Source organism: Aquabacterium parvum (genome assembly GCF_001447195.1).
Classification (GTDB): domain Bacteria; phylum Pseudomonadota; class Gammaproteobacteria; order Burkholderiales; family Burkholderiaceae_C; genus Aquabacterium; species Aquabacterium parvum.
In genome coordinates this window covers 44,087-57,744 of sequence record NZ_LFRI01000245.1, presented here as the reverse complement: position 1 = coordinate 57,744, position 13,658 = coordinate 44,087, and the positions used below count along the sequence as shown (strand labels likewise).

Genomic DNA, 13,658 nt, shown 5'->3' with positions numbered 1-13,658 from the left:
CTCGCGATCAGCCTGGCTTGGTTTCAGGTCGGTCGCGAGCTTGTTCTTTATTGCTTAGGAGCCGTCATGGCACAACAAAAGATCCGCATCCGCCTGAAGGCGTTCGACTACAAGCTGATCGACCAATCGTCGGCTGAAATCGTCGAAACCGCCAAGCGCACCGGTGCCATCGTCAAGGGCCCCGTGCCCCTGCCCACCCGCCTGCAGCGTTTCAACATCCTGCGCTCGCCGCACGTCAACAAGACGTCGCGTGACCAGTTCGAGATCCGCACCCACCAGCGCCTGATGGACATCGTCGACCCGACCGACAAGACGGTCGACGCCCTGATGAAGCTGGACCTGCCCGCTGGCGTGGACGTCGAAATCAAGCTGCAGTGATGCAGCTGAGTCCGGATGCCGGCGGTCACGTCGGCGCCGACTCCCCAGAAAGCCGCACCTTCCCGGTGCGGCTTTTTCATTCCCCCTCATTCCCCGCCATCGGCAGGCTGAGGCACTTGCGCTTTTTTTAAGCATTTGCTACAGTCGTGGGCTTTCCTGAAATGGGCTGCGTGTCTGCATTGGTTCATCCGGTGTTTGCGCGCAGTGCATGGATGGGATTTCCGGGCCCGGCCAATCGATGTCGGGTTTTTGTAAAAGGCTCCACGCATCGTTGTGGAGTTGGAGAAAAATATGAGTCTTAGCAATCGCCTCGGATTGCTGGGCCGCAAGGTGGGCATGATGCGCATCTACACGGACGACGGCGACGCCGTGCCCGTGACGGTGCTCGACGTGTCCAACAACCGCGTGTCCCAGGTCAAAACCGTTGAGAACGACGGCTACGTCGCCCTGCAAGTCGTGTTCGGTGCCCGCAAGGCATCGCGCGTGACCAAGCCTGAAGCCGGTCACCTGGCCAAGGCAGGCGTCGAAGCTGGTGAGTTCGTCAAGGAATTCCGCGTCCCCGCGGAAGTCGCAGCCGAATACAAGGCCGGCACCACCATCGCCCCCGCCGCTCTGTTCCAGGCCGGCCAGATGGTCGACGTGCAAGGCACTTCGATCGGCAAGGGCTTCATGGGCACCATCAAGCGCCACAACTTCGGTTCGCAGCGCGCTTCGCACGGTAACTCGCGTTCGCACAATGTCCCCGGCTCCATCTCGATGGCCCAGGACCCTGGTCGCGTGTTCCCTGGCAAGAAGATGTCCGGTCACCAAGGTGACGAGACCGTGACCACGCAAAACCTCGACGTCGTGCGCGTTGACGAAGCCCGTCAACTGCTGCTGGTCAAGGGCGCGGTTCCTGGTGCCAAGGGTGGCTTTGTCACCGTGCGCCCGGCCGTCAAGGTCAAGGTCAAGAAAGGAGCCAACTGATGGCACAGCTCGAACTGCTCAATGAGCAAGGTCAGGCTGCTTCCAAGGTTGAAGCATCCGACACCGTGTTCGGCCGCGAATACAACGAAGCCCTGATCCATCAGGTCGTCGTCGCCTACCAGGCCAATGCCCGTCAAGGCACCCGCGCCCAGAAGGACCGCGAACAGGTCAAGCACACCACCAAGAAGCCTTGGCGCCAAAAGGGCACCGGCCGCGCTCGCGCCGGTATGTCCTCGTCGCCTCTGTGGCGTGGCGGTGGTCGCATCTTCCCGAACAGCCCCGACGAGAACTTCACCCAGAAGGTCAACAAGAAGATGTACCGCGCCGGCATGGCCGCCATCTTCTCGCAGCTGGCCCGTGAAGGCCGCATCGCTGTGGTCGATTCGCTGACCGTCGAAGCCCCCAAGACCAAGCTGCTCGCCGCCAAGCTGAAGGCCATGAACCTGGACCACGTCCTGGTCATCGCCGACAACGTCGACGACAACCTGTTCCTGGCTTCGCGCAACCTGCCCAACGTGCTGGTTGTCGAACCCCGTTACGCCGATCCCCTGTCCCTGGTCTTCTACAAGAAGGTCGTGGTCACCAAGGGTGCGATCGAAAAGCTGCAGGAGATGTTCGCATGAGCACTCTGAAATTCGATGAAAACCGCCTGATGCAGGTGCTGGTCGCTCCGATCATTTCGGAAAAGGCCACCGCCGCTGCTGAAGAACGCGGCCAAGTGCTGTTCAAGGTGCTGCGCGACGCCACCAAGCCCGAGATCAAGGCCGCTGTTGAGCTGCTGTTCAAGGTCGAAGTCAAGTCGGTGCAAGTCCTGAACCAGAAGGGCAAGACCAAGCGTTTCGGTGGCCGCATCGGCCGTCGTGACCACGCCAAGAAGGCTTATGTGAGCCTGAAGGCCGGTCAAGAGCTGAACTTCTCCGGGGAGGCCGCGTAATCATGGCTGTCGTCAAAGTCAAACCGACCTCGCCCGGCCGCCGTGGCGTGGTGAAGGTGGTGCACAAGCACCTGCACAAGGGCAAGCCTGAGGCTTCGCTGCTTGAGCCGCAAAAGCAAAACGCTGGCCGCAACAACAACGGTCACATCACGATTCGCCACAAGGGCGGTGGTCACAAGCACCACTACCGCGTGGTGGACTTCGTGCGCAACAAGGATGGCATCCCGGCGAAGGTCGAGAACATCCAGTACGACCCGAACCGCACGGCTCACATCGCCCTGGTGTGCTATGCCGACGGCGAGCGTCGCTACATCATTGCTCCCCGTGGCCTGGAAGTCGGCGCCACCATCCTGAGCGGCTCGGAAGCGCCGATCAAGGCTGGCAACACGCTGCCCATCCGCAACATCCCCGTGGGTTCGACCATCCACAACATCGAGCTGCTGCCTGGCAAGGGCGGTCAGATCGCTCGTTCGGCTGGCACCTCCGCTGTCCTGATGGCCCGCGAAGGCACCTACGCTCAGGTTCGCCTGCGCTCCGGTGAAGTCCGTCGCATCCACATCGAATGCCGCGCCACCCTGGGTGAAGTGAGCAACGAAGAGCACAGCCTGCGTCAATACGGCAAGGCCGGCGCCATCCGCTGGAAGGGCATCCGCCCGACCGTGCGTGGCGTCGCCATGAACCCGGTTGACCACCCGCACGGTGGTGGCGAAGGCCGCACCGGCGAAGGTCAGGTGCCTGTCTCGCCATGGAACACCATGACGAAGGGCTACCGCACCCGCAACAACAAGCGCACGCAGACGTTCATCGTCTCGCGTCGCAAAAAGTAAGGGGTAGGCTGAAATGGCTCGTTCTCTGAAAAAGGGTCCCTTCGTGGATCACCACCTGCTGGCCAAGGTTGAAAAGGCTGTGTCCACCAAGGACAAGAAGCCCGTCAAGACCTGGTCGCGTCGTTCGACCATCCTGCCTGAGTTCATCGGCCTGACCATTGCTGTGCACAACGGCAAGCAGCACGTGCCCGTGTACATCCAGGACCAGATGGTTGGCCACAAGCTCGGCGAGTTCGCCCTGACCCGCACGTTCAAGGGTCACCCAGGCGACAAGAAAGCCAAGAAATAAGGAGCAGCTGCGATGGAAACGAAAGCAATCGTTCGCGGCGTTCGCCTGTCGGTCGACAAGGGTCGACTGGTGGCCGATCTCATCCGTGGCAAGAAGGTCGATCAGGCCCTCAACATCCTCGAGTTCACCCAGAAGAAGGCTGCCGGCATCGTCAAGAAGGCACTGGAATCTGCGATCGCCAACGCCGAGCACAATGACGGCGCTGACATCGACGAACTGAAGGTCAAGACCATTTATGTGGAACAAGGTCCCACGCTGAAGCGTTTCACTGCCCGCGCCAAGGGCCGTGGCAACCGCATCAGCAAGCCGACCTGCCACATCTATGTGACCGTGGGCAACTAAGCAGAGGCTGATCATGGGACAAAAAATCCACCCAACCGGCTTCCGCCTGGCCGTCACCCGCAACTGGGCATCGCGTTGGTACGCCACCAATCGCAACTTCGCCTCGATGCTGGCTGAAGACCTGGAAGTCCGCGAATTCCTGAAAAAGAAGCTCAAGAACGCGGCCGTGTCGCGCATCTTGATCGAGCGTCCCGCCAAGAGCGCACGCATCACCATCTTCTCGGCTCGTCCGGGCGTGGTGATCGGCAAGAAGGGCGAAGACATCGAAAACCTGAAGCTCGAACTGGCCAAGCGCCTGAACGTGCCGGTCTCGGTGAACATCGAAGAAGTGCGCAAGCCTGAAGTCGATGCTCAACTGATCGCCGACTCGATCACGCAGCAGCTGGAAAAGCGCATCATGTTCCGCCGCGCCATGAAGCGCGCGATGCAGAACGCCATGCGCCTGGGCGCTCAGGGCATCAAGATCATGTCTGCCGGCCGTCTGAACGGCATCGAAATCGCTCGCACCGAGTGGTACCGCGAAGGCCGTGTGCCCCTGCACACCCTGCGCGCCGACATCGACTACGGCTTCTCCGAAGCCCACACCACCTACGGTGTGATCGGTGTGAAGGTGTGGGTCTACCGTGGTGACCGCCTGGCCAATGGCGAAGCCCCTGTGCTCAAGGGCGACGACAGCCAAGACGACCGCCGCAACCGCCGTGGCCCCCGCAGCGACCGCCCTGGTGACCGCCGTGGTCCCCGTGGTCCTGGCCGTGGTGCCCCGCGTGCCGACGGCGCTCCGGCTGATGGCAGCGACAAGCCTGCCGTCGCCGCTGACGCCAAGCGCGTTCGCAAGGCTGCTCCGGCTGCCGAAGCGAAAGGAGAATAAACATGTTGCAACCTAATCGTCGCAAGTTCCGCAAGGAACACAAAGGCCGCAACACGGGTGTCGCCACCCGTGGCGCCGATGTGTCCTTCGGCGATTTCGGCCTGAAGGCCACCGAGCGCGGCCGTCTGACGGCTCGCCAGATCGAAGCTGCTCGTCGTGCCATCTCGCGTCACGTCAAGCGCGGCGGTCGCATCTTCATCCGCATCTTCCCCGACAAGCCGATCTCCAAGAAGCCTGCCGAGGTCCGCATGGGTAACGGTAAGGGTGGCGTGGAGTACTACGTCGCCGAAATCCAGCCCGGCAAGGTGCTGTACGAGATCCAGGGTGTGCCCGAAGAGCTCGCTCGCGAAGCGTTCACGCTGGCTGCTGCAAAGCTGCCGCTGAGCACGACCTTCGTTGGCCGCCAGTTCGGCATCTGATTGACGCGCAAGGAGAAAGAAATGGCGAAAGCCTCTGAACTGCGCGCCAAAGATGTGGCCGCACTGGAAACCGAAATCAAGGACTTGCTGAAGTCGCACTTCAACCTGCGCATGCAGCGTGCCACCCAGCAACTGAACGATCACTCGAGCCTGAAGAAGACTCGCCGTGACATCGCTCGCGCCAAGACCATCCTGGCCGAGAAGAAGCAAGGAGCCGCCAAATGACGCAAGCTCAAACCAAAGTGGTTCGCAGCCTGGTCGGCAAGGTCGTCTCTGACGCCCGCGCCAAGACCGTGACCGTGCTGGTCGAGCGCCGTGTCAAGCACGAGCTCTACGGCAAGATCGTGGCCAAGTCGAACAAGTACCACGCTCACGACGAGAACAACGAGTTCAAGGTCGGCGACGTGGTCGAGATCAGCGAAAGCCGCCCTCTGTCCAAGACCAAGAACTGGGTCGTGACCCGCCTGGTCGAGAAGGCACAAGGCGTCTGATCGCCTCGGTGAAGGCGGGGTCAAACCCGCCGCTCACCCTCAAAAACCGGCGTCCAGTCATACTGGCGCCGGTTTTTTCATGGGCGCTTGATCTGTTCATCGCGCCCGGCCACGCTTGACGCACATCGCACAAGAGGAGTTCCGCATGATCAAGGTTGGAGACAAGCTGCCCGCAGGCACGCTGTTCGAGTACATCGAAGTGGAAGGTGAGGGTTGCAGCCTGGGCCCCAATCCCTTTGACATCGAAAAGAACACCGCAGGCAAGACCGTGGCCATCTTCGGCCTGCCTGGCGCGTTCACGCCCACGTGTTCAGCCAAGCACGCCCCCGGCTACATCGATCTGTTCGAGCAGTTCAAGGCCGCGGGTGTCGACGAAATCTGGTGCGTGTCGGTCAACGACGCCTTCGTGATGGGCGCGTGGGGTCGCGAGCTCAAGGCCGCAGGCAAGGTGCGCATGATGGCGGACGGCAGCGCGGCGTTCGCCAAGGCCACGGGCCTGACGCTGGACCTGAGCGAGAAAGGCCTGGGCCTGCGCTCGGGCCGCTATTCGATGCTGGTCAAGGATGGCGTGGTCACGCAGCTCAACGACGAAAAGGGCGGCGGCTTCGCGGTCAGCGACGCCGAGACCCTGCTCAAGCAGGTGCAGGGCTGATCCCTCCCTGTCATGGCGCGCTTCGCGCCTGTTGACGGTGCAAGCCGGGCCTTCGCGCCCGGCTTTTTCTTGGGCGCTTGCCGTGCTCGGCTGGAGTCGGGGCTGGCCATGGCCTGCGCCCGGAGCCCGATGCCCGGAGCGCGCACCTCCAGCGTGCGCCAGGAGCGCTTCAGCCCTGGCACGCTTTAAGCATGAGGCTCTCCTTGAAAACCTGACCATTTGGTCAAGTTGCATCCAACGGAGGATGAGCCGTGAGCCAGAGTGCCTGCCCCGATGTCCGTGCTGCCCGCCTGTCGGCGGATGCGTATGCCGAGCGCTTCGGCGATGCCGTGCCCGCCTTGACGGCGATGCAGGCGGTGATCGAGGCCGAGCGCTGCCTCTATTGCCACGACGCGCCTTGCCAGCAGGCCTGTCCGACGGGCATCGACGTGCCCAGCTTCATCCGACGCATCGCAGATGGCAACCTGCGTGGTGCTGCCGAGGCCATCCTGGACGCCAACTCGCTGGGCGGGATGTGCGCGCGGGTGTGCCCGACCGAGGAGCTGTGCGAGGCCGTCTGCGTGCGCCAGACGCAGCAGGGCAAGGCCATCGAGATCGGGCGGCTGCAGCGCCATGCCGTCGATGCGGTGATGGCAGATGGGGCGAGGCCAGTGTTCACGCGGGCCGCGACGACGGGGCGGCACGTGGCCGTGGTGGGCGCGGGGCCCGCAGGGCTGGCGTGTGCGCACACCCTGGCGCGACTGGGCCACGACGTGACCATTTACGACGCCCATGCCAAGCCGGGTGGTCTCAACGAGTACGGGCTGGCCACCTACAAGACGGCGGGCGACTTCGCGCGGCGCGAGGTGGACTGGCTGCTGTCCATCGGCGGGATCACCATCGAGCCCGGCTACAGGCTGAGCGAGCCGGCGCAGCTCAGCACGCTGCAAGCGCAGCACGACGCGGTGTTCATCGGCGTGGGCCTGGCGGGCACGCGCAGCCTGGGCTTGCAGGGCGACGCCGAGCTCGCCGGCGTGATGGACGCGGTGGACTTCATCGCCGGGCTGCGCCAGGCTGCGTCGCCCGCCGAGGTGCCGGTGGGGCGGCGAGTGGTGGTCATCGGCGGGGGCATGACGGCGGTGGACGCGGCCGTGCAGGCCCGCTTGCTGGGCGCCGAGGTGGTGACCATGGTTTACCGGCGTGGGCCCGAGGCGATGTCGGCCTCGGTGGTCGAGCAGCAATGGGCGCAGACGCAGGGCGTGACGATCCGCCACGGGCTGTCGCCCGAGGCCTTGCTGGGCGAGGCCGGGCACGTCACGGGCGTGCGCTTTGTGGGCACGGCCGATCCGCAGCACACAGCGTTCTTCGAGGCCGACATGGTGCTCAAGGCCATCGGGCAGACCTTCGTGAGCAGCCCCTGGGCCGAGGCCGGTCTGGCGATGACCGAAGGACGCCTGCAGGTCGATGCCCAATGCCGCACCTCGCTGCCCGGTGTGTGGGCCGGTGGCGATTGCCGCGCCGGTGGACGCGACCTGACCGTCGAAGCCGTTGAGGACGGCAAGCAGGCCGCGCTCGGCATCCACGCCTTCTTTCAAACGGAGTCCTGAACATGGCCGACCTGCGCAGCAACTTCGTGGGCATCAAGAGCCCGAACCCCTTCTGGCTGGCCTCGGCGCCGCCCACCGACAAGGCCTACAACGTCAACCGCGCCTTCGAGGCGGGTTGGGGCGGCGTGGTGTGGAAGACGCTGGGCGAGGACCCACCGGTGGTCAACGTGAGCGGCCCGCGCTACAGCACGCTGCTCACGCCGGACCGCCGCGTCATGGGCCTGAACAACATCGAGCTGATCACGGACCGGCCACTGGCGGTGAACCTCGAAGAGATCCGCCAGGTCAAGCGCGACTGGCCTGATCGCGCGCTGGTGGTCTCGATCATGGTGCCGTGCAACGAGCAGTCGTGGCGCAACATCCTTCGGCAGGTGGAGGACACCGGGGCCGATGGCGTGGAGCTGAACTTCGGCTGCCCGCACGGCATGAGCGAGCGCGGCATGGGCTCGGCCGTGGGCCAGGTGCCCGAGTACATCGAGATGGTCACGGCCTGGGCCAGGCTGCACACGCGATTGCCGGTGATCGTCAAGCTCACGCCCAACATCACCGACGTGCGCCAGCCTGCGCAGGCGGCCAAGCGCGGCGGAGCCGACGCGGTCTCGCTCATCAACACCATCAACTCGATCATGGGTGTGGACCCGCGCACGCTGACCATGGTGCCGTCGACCGGTGGCATGGGCTCGCACGGTGGCTACTGCGGCCCGGCGGTGCGGCCCATCGCGCTGAACATGGTGGCCGAGATCGCGCGCAGCCCCGAGACGGCGGGCCTGCCGATCTCGGGCATCGGTGGCGTGGGAAGCTGGCGCGACGCGCTGGACTTCATGGCGCTGGGCGCAGGCACGGTGCAGGTGTGCACGGCCGCCATGGTGCATGGCTTCAAGATCGTGCAGGAGATGGCCAGCGGCCTGAGCCACTACATGGACGACATGGGCTTCACCTCGGTCGAGCAGATCGTGGGGCGTGCCGTGCCGACCGTGACCGACTGGCGCCACCTGAACCTGCGCCATGTCTCCAAAGCGGTGATCGACCCCGACAAGTGCATCAGCTGCGGGCGCTGCCACGTGGTGTGCGAAGACACCTCGCACCAGGCCATCACCGCCATCAAAGACGGCGTGAGGCACTTCGAGGTCAAGGAAGAGGAGTGCGTGGGTTGCAACCTGTGCGTGTCGGTGTGCCCGGTGGAGTCGTGCATCACCATGCGCGACCTGGCCCCTGGCGAGATCGATGCGCGCACCGGGGAGCCCGTGCTGGCCGAGCCTTTGAACTGGACGCAGCACCCCAACAACCCCATGGCCGTGACGGCCTGAACGCCCGGTTCAAGGCACGAGGAGCGCAGCATGAGCAGCACACAGCAGCAGGTGGCCCCGGTGCTGATCCGGGGCGGCACGGTGGTCAACGCGGACGGCGAGCGGCGCGCCGACGTCCTCTGTGTGGACGGTCGCATCGCCGCGGTGGGCGATGGGCTCGAAGCGCCGATGGGCGCGCGAACCATCGACGCAGGCGGGCAGTACGTGATGCCTGGCGGGATCGATCCGCACACGCACATGCAACTGCCCTTCATGGGCACCGTCACGGCCGATGACTTTTTCACCGGCACGGCGGCGGCGCTGGCGGGTGGCACCACCAGCATCATCGACTTCGTGATCCCCGATCCGAAACAGCCGCTGATGGATGCTTACCGCACCTGGCGTGGCTGGTCGGTGAAGGCCGCGGCCGACCACGGTTTTCACGTCGCCATCACCTGGTGGGACGAGAGCGTGCACCGCGACATGGGCACGCTGGCGCGCGAAGAGGGCGTCAACAGCTTCAAGCACTTCATGGCGTACAAGAACGCCATCATGGCCGACGACGAGACGCTGGTGAACAGCTTCCGGCGTGCGCTGGAGCTGGGCGCGATGCCGACCGTGCACGCCGAAAACGGCGAGCTGGTCTTCCTGCTGCAGCAGGAGCTCAAGGCCGAGGGCATCACGGGGCCGGAAGCGCACCCGCTGTCGCGCCCGCCTGCGGTGGAGGCCGAAGCTGCGCAACGCGCCATCGCGATCGCCGACGTGCTCAACGTGCCGATCTACGTGGTGCACGTTTCGTGCGCCGAGTCGGCAGAAGCGATCGCGCGGGCGCGCATGCGGGGCCAGCGCGTGTACGGCGAGGTGCTGGCCGGCCACCTGCTGATCGACGACAGCGTCTACCGCCACCCGGACTTCGACTTCGCGGCGGCGCACGTGATGAGCCCGCCGTTTCGCGCGCCCGAGCACCAGGCGGCGCTGTGGCGGGGCCTGCAGGCCGGCCACCTGCACACCACGGCCACCGACCACTGCACCTTCTGTGCGGCGCAGAAAGCGGCAGGTCGGCTGGACTTCAGCAAGATCCCCAACGGCACGGGCGGCGTGGAAGAGCGCCTGAGCGTGATCTGGGATGCGGGCGTGAACACGGGGCGGCTGACGCCATCGGAGTTCGTGGCGGTGACTTCGGCCAACGCGGCCAAGCTGTTCAACATCCACCCGCGCAAAGGCTGTGTGGCCGTGGGCGCCGACGCGGACCTCGTGGTGTGGGACCCTGCTGCGACCAAGACGCTGTCGGCCAAGACGCAGCACTCGAAGGGCGACTTCAACATCTTCGAAGGGCGCACCGTGAAGGGCGTGCCGTCGCACACGCTGCGTGGCGGGCACGTCGCTTACGCCAACGGGCAACTGGACGTGGCGCCAGGTCAGGGCCGCTACGTCAAGCGGCCGACCTTCGGCCCGGTGTTCGATGCCCTCTCGCGCAAGGCGGCTTTGCACGCGCCGCAGCCGGTGGTGCGCGGCGCGGCTTGAAGCACGCGATGACGCCAACGTCTGGCTGCGCGCACCGGCTTGCGCCAACGTCCTCGGCCGAAGGTGCCAGGAAAGGAATGACATGACGACCAGCACGATCGAAGGCCCCTCCACCACCTGGCGCGTCAACGGCGATCGCTTGTGGCAAGCGCTGATGGAGTTGGCGCGCATCGGTGCCACGCCCAAGGGCGGTGTCTGCCGCCTGGCGCTGACCGACCTGGACCGGCAAGGACGGGACCTGGTCATCGGCTGGGCGCGCGAGGCTGGCATGTCCATCACGGTCGACCAGATCGGCAACGTGTTCATGCGCCGACCCGGCCGCAACAACGCGCTGCCACCGGTCATGACCGGCAGCCACATCGACACCCAGCCCACGGGTGGCAAGTTCGATGGCAACTATGGTGTGCTCGCGGGCCTGGAGGTGGTGCGCACGCTCAACGACCTGGGCCTGCAGACCGAGGCGCCCATCGAGGTGGCCTTCTGGACCAACGAGGAGGGCTCGCGCTTCGTGCCGGTGATGATGGGCTCGGGCGTGTTCGCCAAGGCCTTCTCGCTGGAGACGGCGTATGCCGCGAAAGACGTGGACGGCAAGACGGTGAAGGACGAGCTGCAGCGCATCGGCTACATCGGCGACGAGGTGCCGGGGCAGCACCCGGTGGGCGCCTACTTCGAGGCACACATCGAGCAGGGGCCGGTGCTGGAGGACCACGGCATCACGATCGGCGTGGTCGAAGCGGTGCTGGGCATCCGCTGGTACGACTGCACCGTCACGGGCATGGAGTCCCATGCCGGGCCCACGCCCATGGGCCTGCGCAAGGACGCGCTGCAGGTGGCCACGAAGATCATGCAGGAGGTGGTGGCCGTGGCCATGCGCCACCAGCCGCATGGGCGCGGCACGGTGGGCATGGTGCAGGTGCACCCCAACAGCCGCAACGTGATCCCGGGGCGGGTGAAATTCTCGATGGACCTGCGCAACGTCAGCAACGAGCTGCTTGACCAGATGGACGCGGAGATCCGCGCCTTCGCGCAAGGCATGGCCACGGAGTCGGGCCTGAAGGTGGAGATCGAAGAGGTGTCGCACTACCCGGCCGTGCCCTTTGAAGCCGGCTGCATCGACGCGGTGCGCCAGGCCACGCAGGCGCTGGGTTACTCGAACATGCCTTGCGTGTCAGGTGCTGGGCACGATGCCGTGTACGTGGCGCGCCTGGCACCGGCCGGGATGATCTTCGTGCCCTGCAAGGATGGCATCAGCCACAACGAGATCGAAGACGCGAAGGCCGAACACCTCGAAGCCGGCTGCAACGTGCTGCTGCACGCGATGCTGAACCGGGCGGGTGTCGTGCCTGCGTGAGGCAGGTGGATGGGCTCTTCGGTGCGATCGAGCGAGCCTCAGGCCGCCAGCGGTACCTGCAATCCACACCCCCGCAAGATCAGTTGCACCACGTGCTCCGTGGCGCGCTTGTGATCGGCCGGTCGCAAGGTTTCGCGGCCCAGCACGGCGCGGATCTGCACGTCGAAGTCGGCGTAGGTCTGCGTGGCCGCCCAGATGGTGAAGAACAGGTGGGTGCTGTCGAGCGGCGCCATGCGGCCTTGCGCGATCCAGGCGTCGATGACCGCAGCTTTGGCGCGCACCTGCTGGCGCAAGTCGGTGCGCAGCAGGTCCATCACCACCGTGGCGCCGTGGATGAGCTCGTTGGCGAACACGCGCGAGGCATCGGGCCGTTCGGCCGACAAGGCCATCTTCAGGCGGATGTAGCGTGCCAGCGCCTCGGCGGGATCGGCCTCGGGCGTGATGGCTTCGAGCGGGGCCAGCCAGTCCTGCTTGGTCACGCCGAGCACGGCGCGGTAGAGCTCGCGCTTGCTGCCGAAGTAGTAGTGCAGGTTGGCCTTGGGCAGGCCGGCTTCGTCGGCGATGTCGGCCATGGTGGCCCCGCCGAAGCCGGCCCGCGCGAACACCCGCTCGGCAGCACGCAGGATGGCCGACTCGCTGAGTTGCCTAACCTGTCTTTTCGCCGGTGCCGCCTGGGTGCTCATGCTGTCATTTTGCGGCCATGTCGGTGACCAGGTGCGTCATGGCGGCCTTGCCCGGGTCCTTCTTGATGACCGGGTCGCTGCCGCCACCCAACAGCACCTTGACCGTGCGCTCGTAAGCGGCGGGGTCGAGCACGCCCATCTTGGCGGTGCCGGCGTTGGAGATCAGCTTGGCCACGTTCTCCATCTGGCGCTTTTGCACGGCGAGGCTGGCGCTGCCCGAGGTGTCGTTGGCGACCACGATCTTGGCGGCTTCCTCGGGGTTCTTGACGGCGTCGCTCCAGCCCTTGAGGCTGGCCTTGACGAACTTGGCCATCTTGGCCACGAAGGCCTTGTCGCGCAGGTTGGGGCCCAGCACGTACAGGCCGTCTTCCAGCGTGGCCACGCCCTGGTCCTGGTAGAAGAAGGTGGTCAGCTCGCTTTCCTTGACGCCGGCGTCCACCACCTGCCAGTACTCGTTGTAGACCATGGTCGAGATGCAGGCGGCCTGGTTCTGCAGCAGCGGGTCGACGTTGAAGCCCTGCTTGAGCACGGTGATGTCCTTGCCCGGTTGCAGACCGAGTTTGCCCATCCAGCTCAGGAAGGGGTACTCGTTGCCGCCGTACCAGACGCCCAGCGTCTTGCCCTTGAAGTCCTTCGGGTTGCTCACCCCTGCGGACTTCTTGCACGTCAGCATCAGCCCCGATTTGTCGAAGACCTGCGCGATGTTGACCAGCGGCACGCCGTTCTCGCGCGCGGCCAGGGCATCGGGCATCCAGTTGACGATGACGTCGGCGGACTTGCCGGCCAGCACCTGCACGGGCGAGACGTCGGTGCCGCCGGGCTTGATGGTCACGTCCAGTCCGGCTGCCGAGTAGTAGCCCTTGGCCTGTGCGACGTAGTAGCCAGCGAACTGGGCCTGGGGCACCCACTTGAGTTGCAGCACGACCTTTTCGGCGGCGTGGGCGGACAGGCCCACGGTCGCGCAGGCAGACAGCAGGGCCAGCCGGAACAGGGAAGACATGCGGTTCATCGAGAGCTCCTGTGACAAGGGGTGGAGAAAAAAGAGGCGCACCCGGGCGCGCG

At 65.3% G+C, this 13,658-nt stretch carries 18 protein-coding genes; 16 read left to right on the top strand and 2 right to left on the bottom strand.

The genetic code is table 11. The features are described from left to right. Positions 1-66 precede the first annotated feature (66 nt). From rpsJ to ABG80_RS09100, 16 genes are all read left to right on the top strand, one after another. Positions 67-378: a 30S ribosomal protein S10 gene (gene rpsJ / locus ABG80_RS09175; protein WP_058087412.1), complete on the top strand. Its 312-nt coding sequence runs from the start codon at positions 67-69 to the stop codon at positions 376-378. Between the two features lie 291 nt (positions 379-669). Then, positions 670-1,344, top strand: a complete 675-nt coding sequence (gene rplC / locus ABG80_RS09170) for a 50S ribosomal protein L3 (RefSeq protein ID WP_058087411.1) — start codon at positions 670-672, stop codon at positions 1,342-1,344. Then, positions 1,344-1,967 (top strand): 50S ribosomal protein L4, encoded by a 624-nt coding sequence (gene rplD, locus ABG80_RS09165; protein ID WP_058087410.1) that lies wholly within the window; start codon positions 1,344-1,346, stop codon positions 1,965-1,967. Before rplC ends, rplD begins: the two co-directional genes overlap by 1 nt. Continuing rightward, the gene (gene rplW / locus ABG80_RS09160) at positions 1,964-2,278 is read left to right on the top strand and encodes a 50S ribosomal protein L23 (RefSeq protein ID WP_058087409.1); all 315 of its coding nucleotides are present in this window, start codon (positions 1,964-1,966) and stop codon (positions 2,276-2,278) included. The genes rplD and rplW overlap by 4 nt, the downstream gene beginning before the upstream one ends. A 2-nt stretch (positions 2,279-2,280) precedes the next feature. After that, the gene (gene rplB, locus ABG80_RS09155; RefSeq protein ID WP_058087408.1) at positions 2,281-3,105 is read left to right on the top strand and encodes a 50S ribosomal protein L2; all 825 of its coding nucleotides are present in this window, start codon (positions 2,281-2,283) and stop codon (positions 3,103-3,105) included. A 13-nt stretch (positions 3,106-3,118) separates the two neighbouring features. Further along, on the top strand, positions 3,119-3,394 hold the full coding sequence (gene rpsS, locus ABG80_RS09150; protein ID WP_058087407.1) for a 30S ribosomal protein S19: 276 nt from the start codon (positions 3,119-3,121) through the stop codon (positions 3,392-3,394). A 12-nt stretch (positions 3,395-3,406) separates the two neighbouring features. Next, a complete protein-coding gene (gene rplV, locus ABG80_RS09145) occupies positions 3,407-3,736 on the top strand; it encodes a 50S ribosomal protein L22 (protein ID WP_058087406.1) in 330 nt (109 codons plus the stop codon). Positions 3,737-3,749: 13 nt separating this feature from the next. Further along, entirely contained in the window at positions 3,750-4,604 is an 855-nt protein-coding gene (gene rpsC, locus ABG80_RS09140) for a 30S ribosomal protein S3 (protein WP_058087405.1), read from the top strand. Positions 4,605-4,606: 2 nt separating this feature from the next. Continuing rightward, the gene (rplP, locus tag ABG80_RS09135) at positions 4,607-5,023 is read left to right on the top strand and encodes a 50S ribosomal protein L16 (protein ID WP_058087404.1); all 417 of its coding nucleotides are present in this window, start codon (positions 4,607-4,609) and stop codon (positions 5,021-5,023) included. Between the two features lie 21 nt (positions 5,024-5,044). Next, a complete protein-coding gene (rpmC, locus tag ABG80_RS09130) occupies positions 5,045-5,248 on the top strand; it encodes a 50S ribosomal protein L29 (RefSeq protein ID WP_058087450.1) in 204 nt (67 codons plus the stop codon). Next, entirely contained in the window at positions 5,245-5,514 is a 270-nt protein-coding gene (gene rpsQ, locus ABG80_RS09125; protein ID WP_058087403.1) for a 30S ribosomal protein S17, read from the top strand. The genes rpmC and rpsQ overlap by 4 nt, the downstream gene beginning before the upstream one ends. Before the next feature lie 145 nt (positions 5,515-5,659). Continuing rightward, positions 5,660-6,166 carry a peroxiredoxin gene (locus ABG80_RS09120; RefSeq protein ID WP_058087449.1) on the top strand — a complete coding sequence of 169 codons (507 nt, stop codon included), beginning with the start codon at positions 5,660-5,662 and terminating at the stop codon, positions 6,164-6,166. Positions 6,167-6,417: 251 nt separating this feature from the next. Beyond that, positions 6,418-7,752, top strand: coding sequence for an NAD(P)-dependent oxidoreductase (locus tag ABG80_RS09115; RefSeq protein WP_058087402.1), 1,335 nt, complete (start codon positions 6,418-6,420; stop codon positions 7,750-7,752). Positions 7,753-7,754: 2 nt separating this feature from the next. Continuing rightward, positions 7,755-9,059, top strand: a complete 1,305-nt coding sequence (preA, locus tag ABG80_RS09110) for an NAD-dependent dihydropyrimidine dehydrogenase subunit PreA (protein WP_058087401.1) — start codon at positions 7,755-7,757, stop codon at positions 9,057-9,059. A gap of 30 nt (positions 9,060-9,089) precedes the next feature. Continuing rightward, positions 9,090-10,562 (top strand): dihydropyrimidinase, encoded by a 1,473-nt coding sequence (hydA, locus tag ABG80_RS09105; RefSeq protein WP_058087400.1) that lies wholly within the window; start codon positions 9,090-9,092, stop codon positions 10,560-10,562. Positions 10,563-10,644: 82 nt separating this feature from the next. Beyond that, positions 10,645-11,913: a Zn-dependent hydrolase gene (locus tag ABG80_RS09100; RefSeq protein ID WP_058087399.1), complete on the top strand. Its 1,269-nt coding sequence runs from the start codon at positions 10,645-10,647 to the stop codon at positions 11,911-11,913. A 38-nt stretch (positions 11,914-11,951) separates the two neighbouring features. Here the strand turns inward: ABG80_RS09100 and ABG80_RS09095 are convergent, their stop codons facing one another. Beyond that, positions 11,952-12,596 carry a TetR/AcrR family transcriptional regulator gene (locus tag ABG80_RS09095; protein ID WP_058087398.1) on the bottom strand — a complete coding sequence of 215 codons (645 nt, stop codon included), beginning with the start codon at positions 12,594-12,596 and terminating at the stop codon, positions 11,952-11,954. Positions 12,597-12,600: 4 nt separating this feature from the next. Then, positions 12,601-13,605, bottom strand: a complete 1,005-nt coding sequence (locus ABG80_RS09090; protein WP_235513802.1) for an ABC transporter substrate-binding protein — start codon at positions 13,603-13,605, stop codon at positions 12,601-12,603. Between the last annotated feature and the right edge of the window lie 53 nt (positions 13,606-13,658).

Coding starts and splice junctions, on each gene's coding strand:
- rpsJ (WP_058087412.1), top strand. CDS start 67: ATGGCACAACAAAAGATCCGCATCCGCCTGAAGGCGTTCGACTACAAG.
- rplC (WP_058087411.1), top strand. CDS start 670: ATGAGTCTTAGCAATCGCCTCGGATTGCTGGGCCGCAAGGTGGGCATG.
- rplD (WP_058087410.1), top strand. CDS start 1,344: ATGGCACAGCTCGAACTGCTCAATGAGCAAGGTCAGGCTGCTTCCAAG.
- rplW (WP_058087409.1), top strand. CDS start 1,964: ATGAGCACTCTGAAATTCGATGAAAACCGCCTGATGCAGGTGCTGGTC.
- rplB (WP_058087408.1), top strand. CDS start 2,281: ATGGCTGTCGTCAAAGTCAAACCGACCTCGCCCGGCCGCCGTGGCGTG.
- rpsS (WP_058087407.1), top strand. CDS start 3,119: ATGGCTCGTTCTCTGAAAAAGGGTCCCTTCGTGGATCACCACCTGCTG.
- rplV (WP_058087406.1), top strand. CDS start 3,407: ATGGAAACGAAAGCAATCGTTCGCGGCGTTCGCCTGTCGGTCGACAAG.
- rpsC (WP_058087405.1), top strand. CDS start 3,750: ATGGGACAAAAAATCCACCCAACCGGCTTCCGCCTGGCCGTCACCCGC.
- rplP (WP_058087404.1), top strand. CDS start 4,607: ATGTTGCAACCTAATCGTCGCAAGTTCCGCAAGGAACACAAAGGCCGC.
- rpmC (WP_058087450.1), top strand. CDS start 5,045: ATGGCGAAAGCCTCTGAACTGCGCGCCAAAGATGTGGCCGCACTGGAA.
- rpsQ (WP_058087403.1), top strand. CDS start 5,245: ATGACGCAAGCTCAAACCAAAGTGGTTCGCAGCCTGGTCGGCAAGGTC.
- ABG80_RS09120 (WP_058087449.1), top strand. CDS start 5,660: ATGATCAAGGTTGGAGACAAGCTGCCCGCAGGCACGCTGTTCGAGTAC.
- preA (WP_058087401.1), top strand. CDS start 7,755: ATGGCCGACCTGCGCAGCAACTTCGTGGGCATCAAGAGCCCGAACCCC.
- hydA (WP_058087400.1), top strand. CDS start 9,090: ATGAGCAGCACACAGCAGCAGGTGGCCCCGGTGCTGATCCGGGGCGGC.
- ABG80_RS09100 (WP_058087399.1), top strand. CDS start 10,645: ATGACGACCAGCACGATCGAAGGCCCCTCCACCACCTGGCGCGTCAAC.
- ABG80_RS09095 (WP_058087398.1), bottom strand. CDS start 12,596: ATGAGCACCCAGGCGGCACCGGCGAAAAGACAGGTTAGGCAACTCAGC.
- ABG80_RS09090 (WP_235513802.1), bottom strand. CDS start 13,605: ATGAACCGCATGTCTTCCCTGTTCCGGCTGGCCCTGCTGTCTGCCTGC.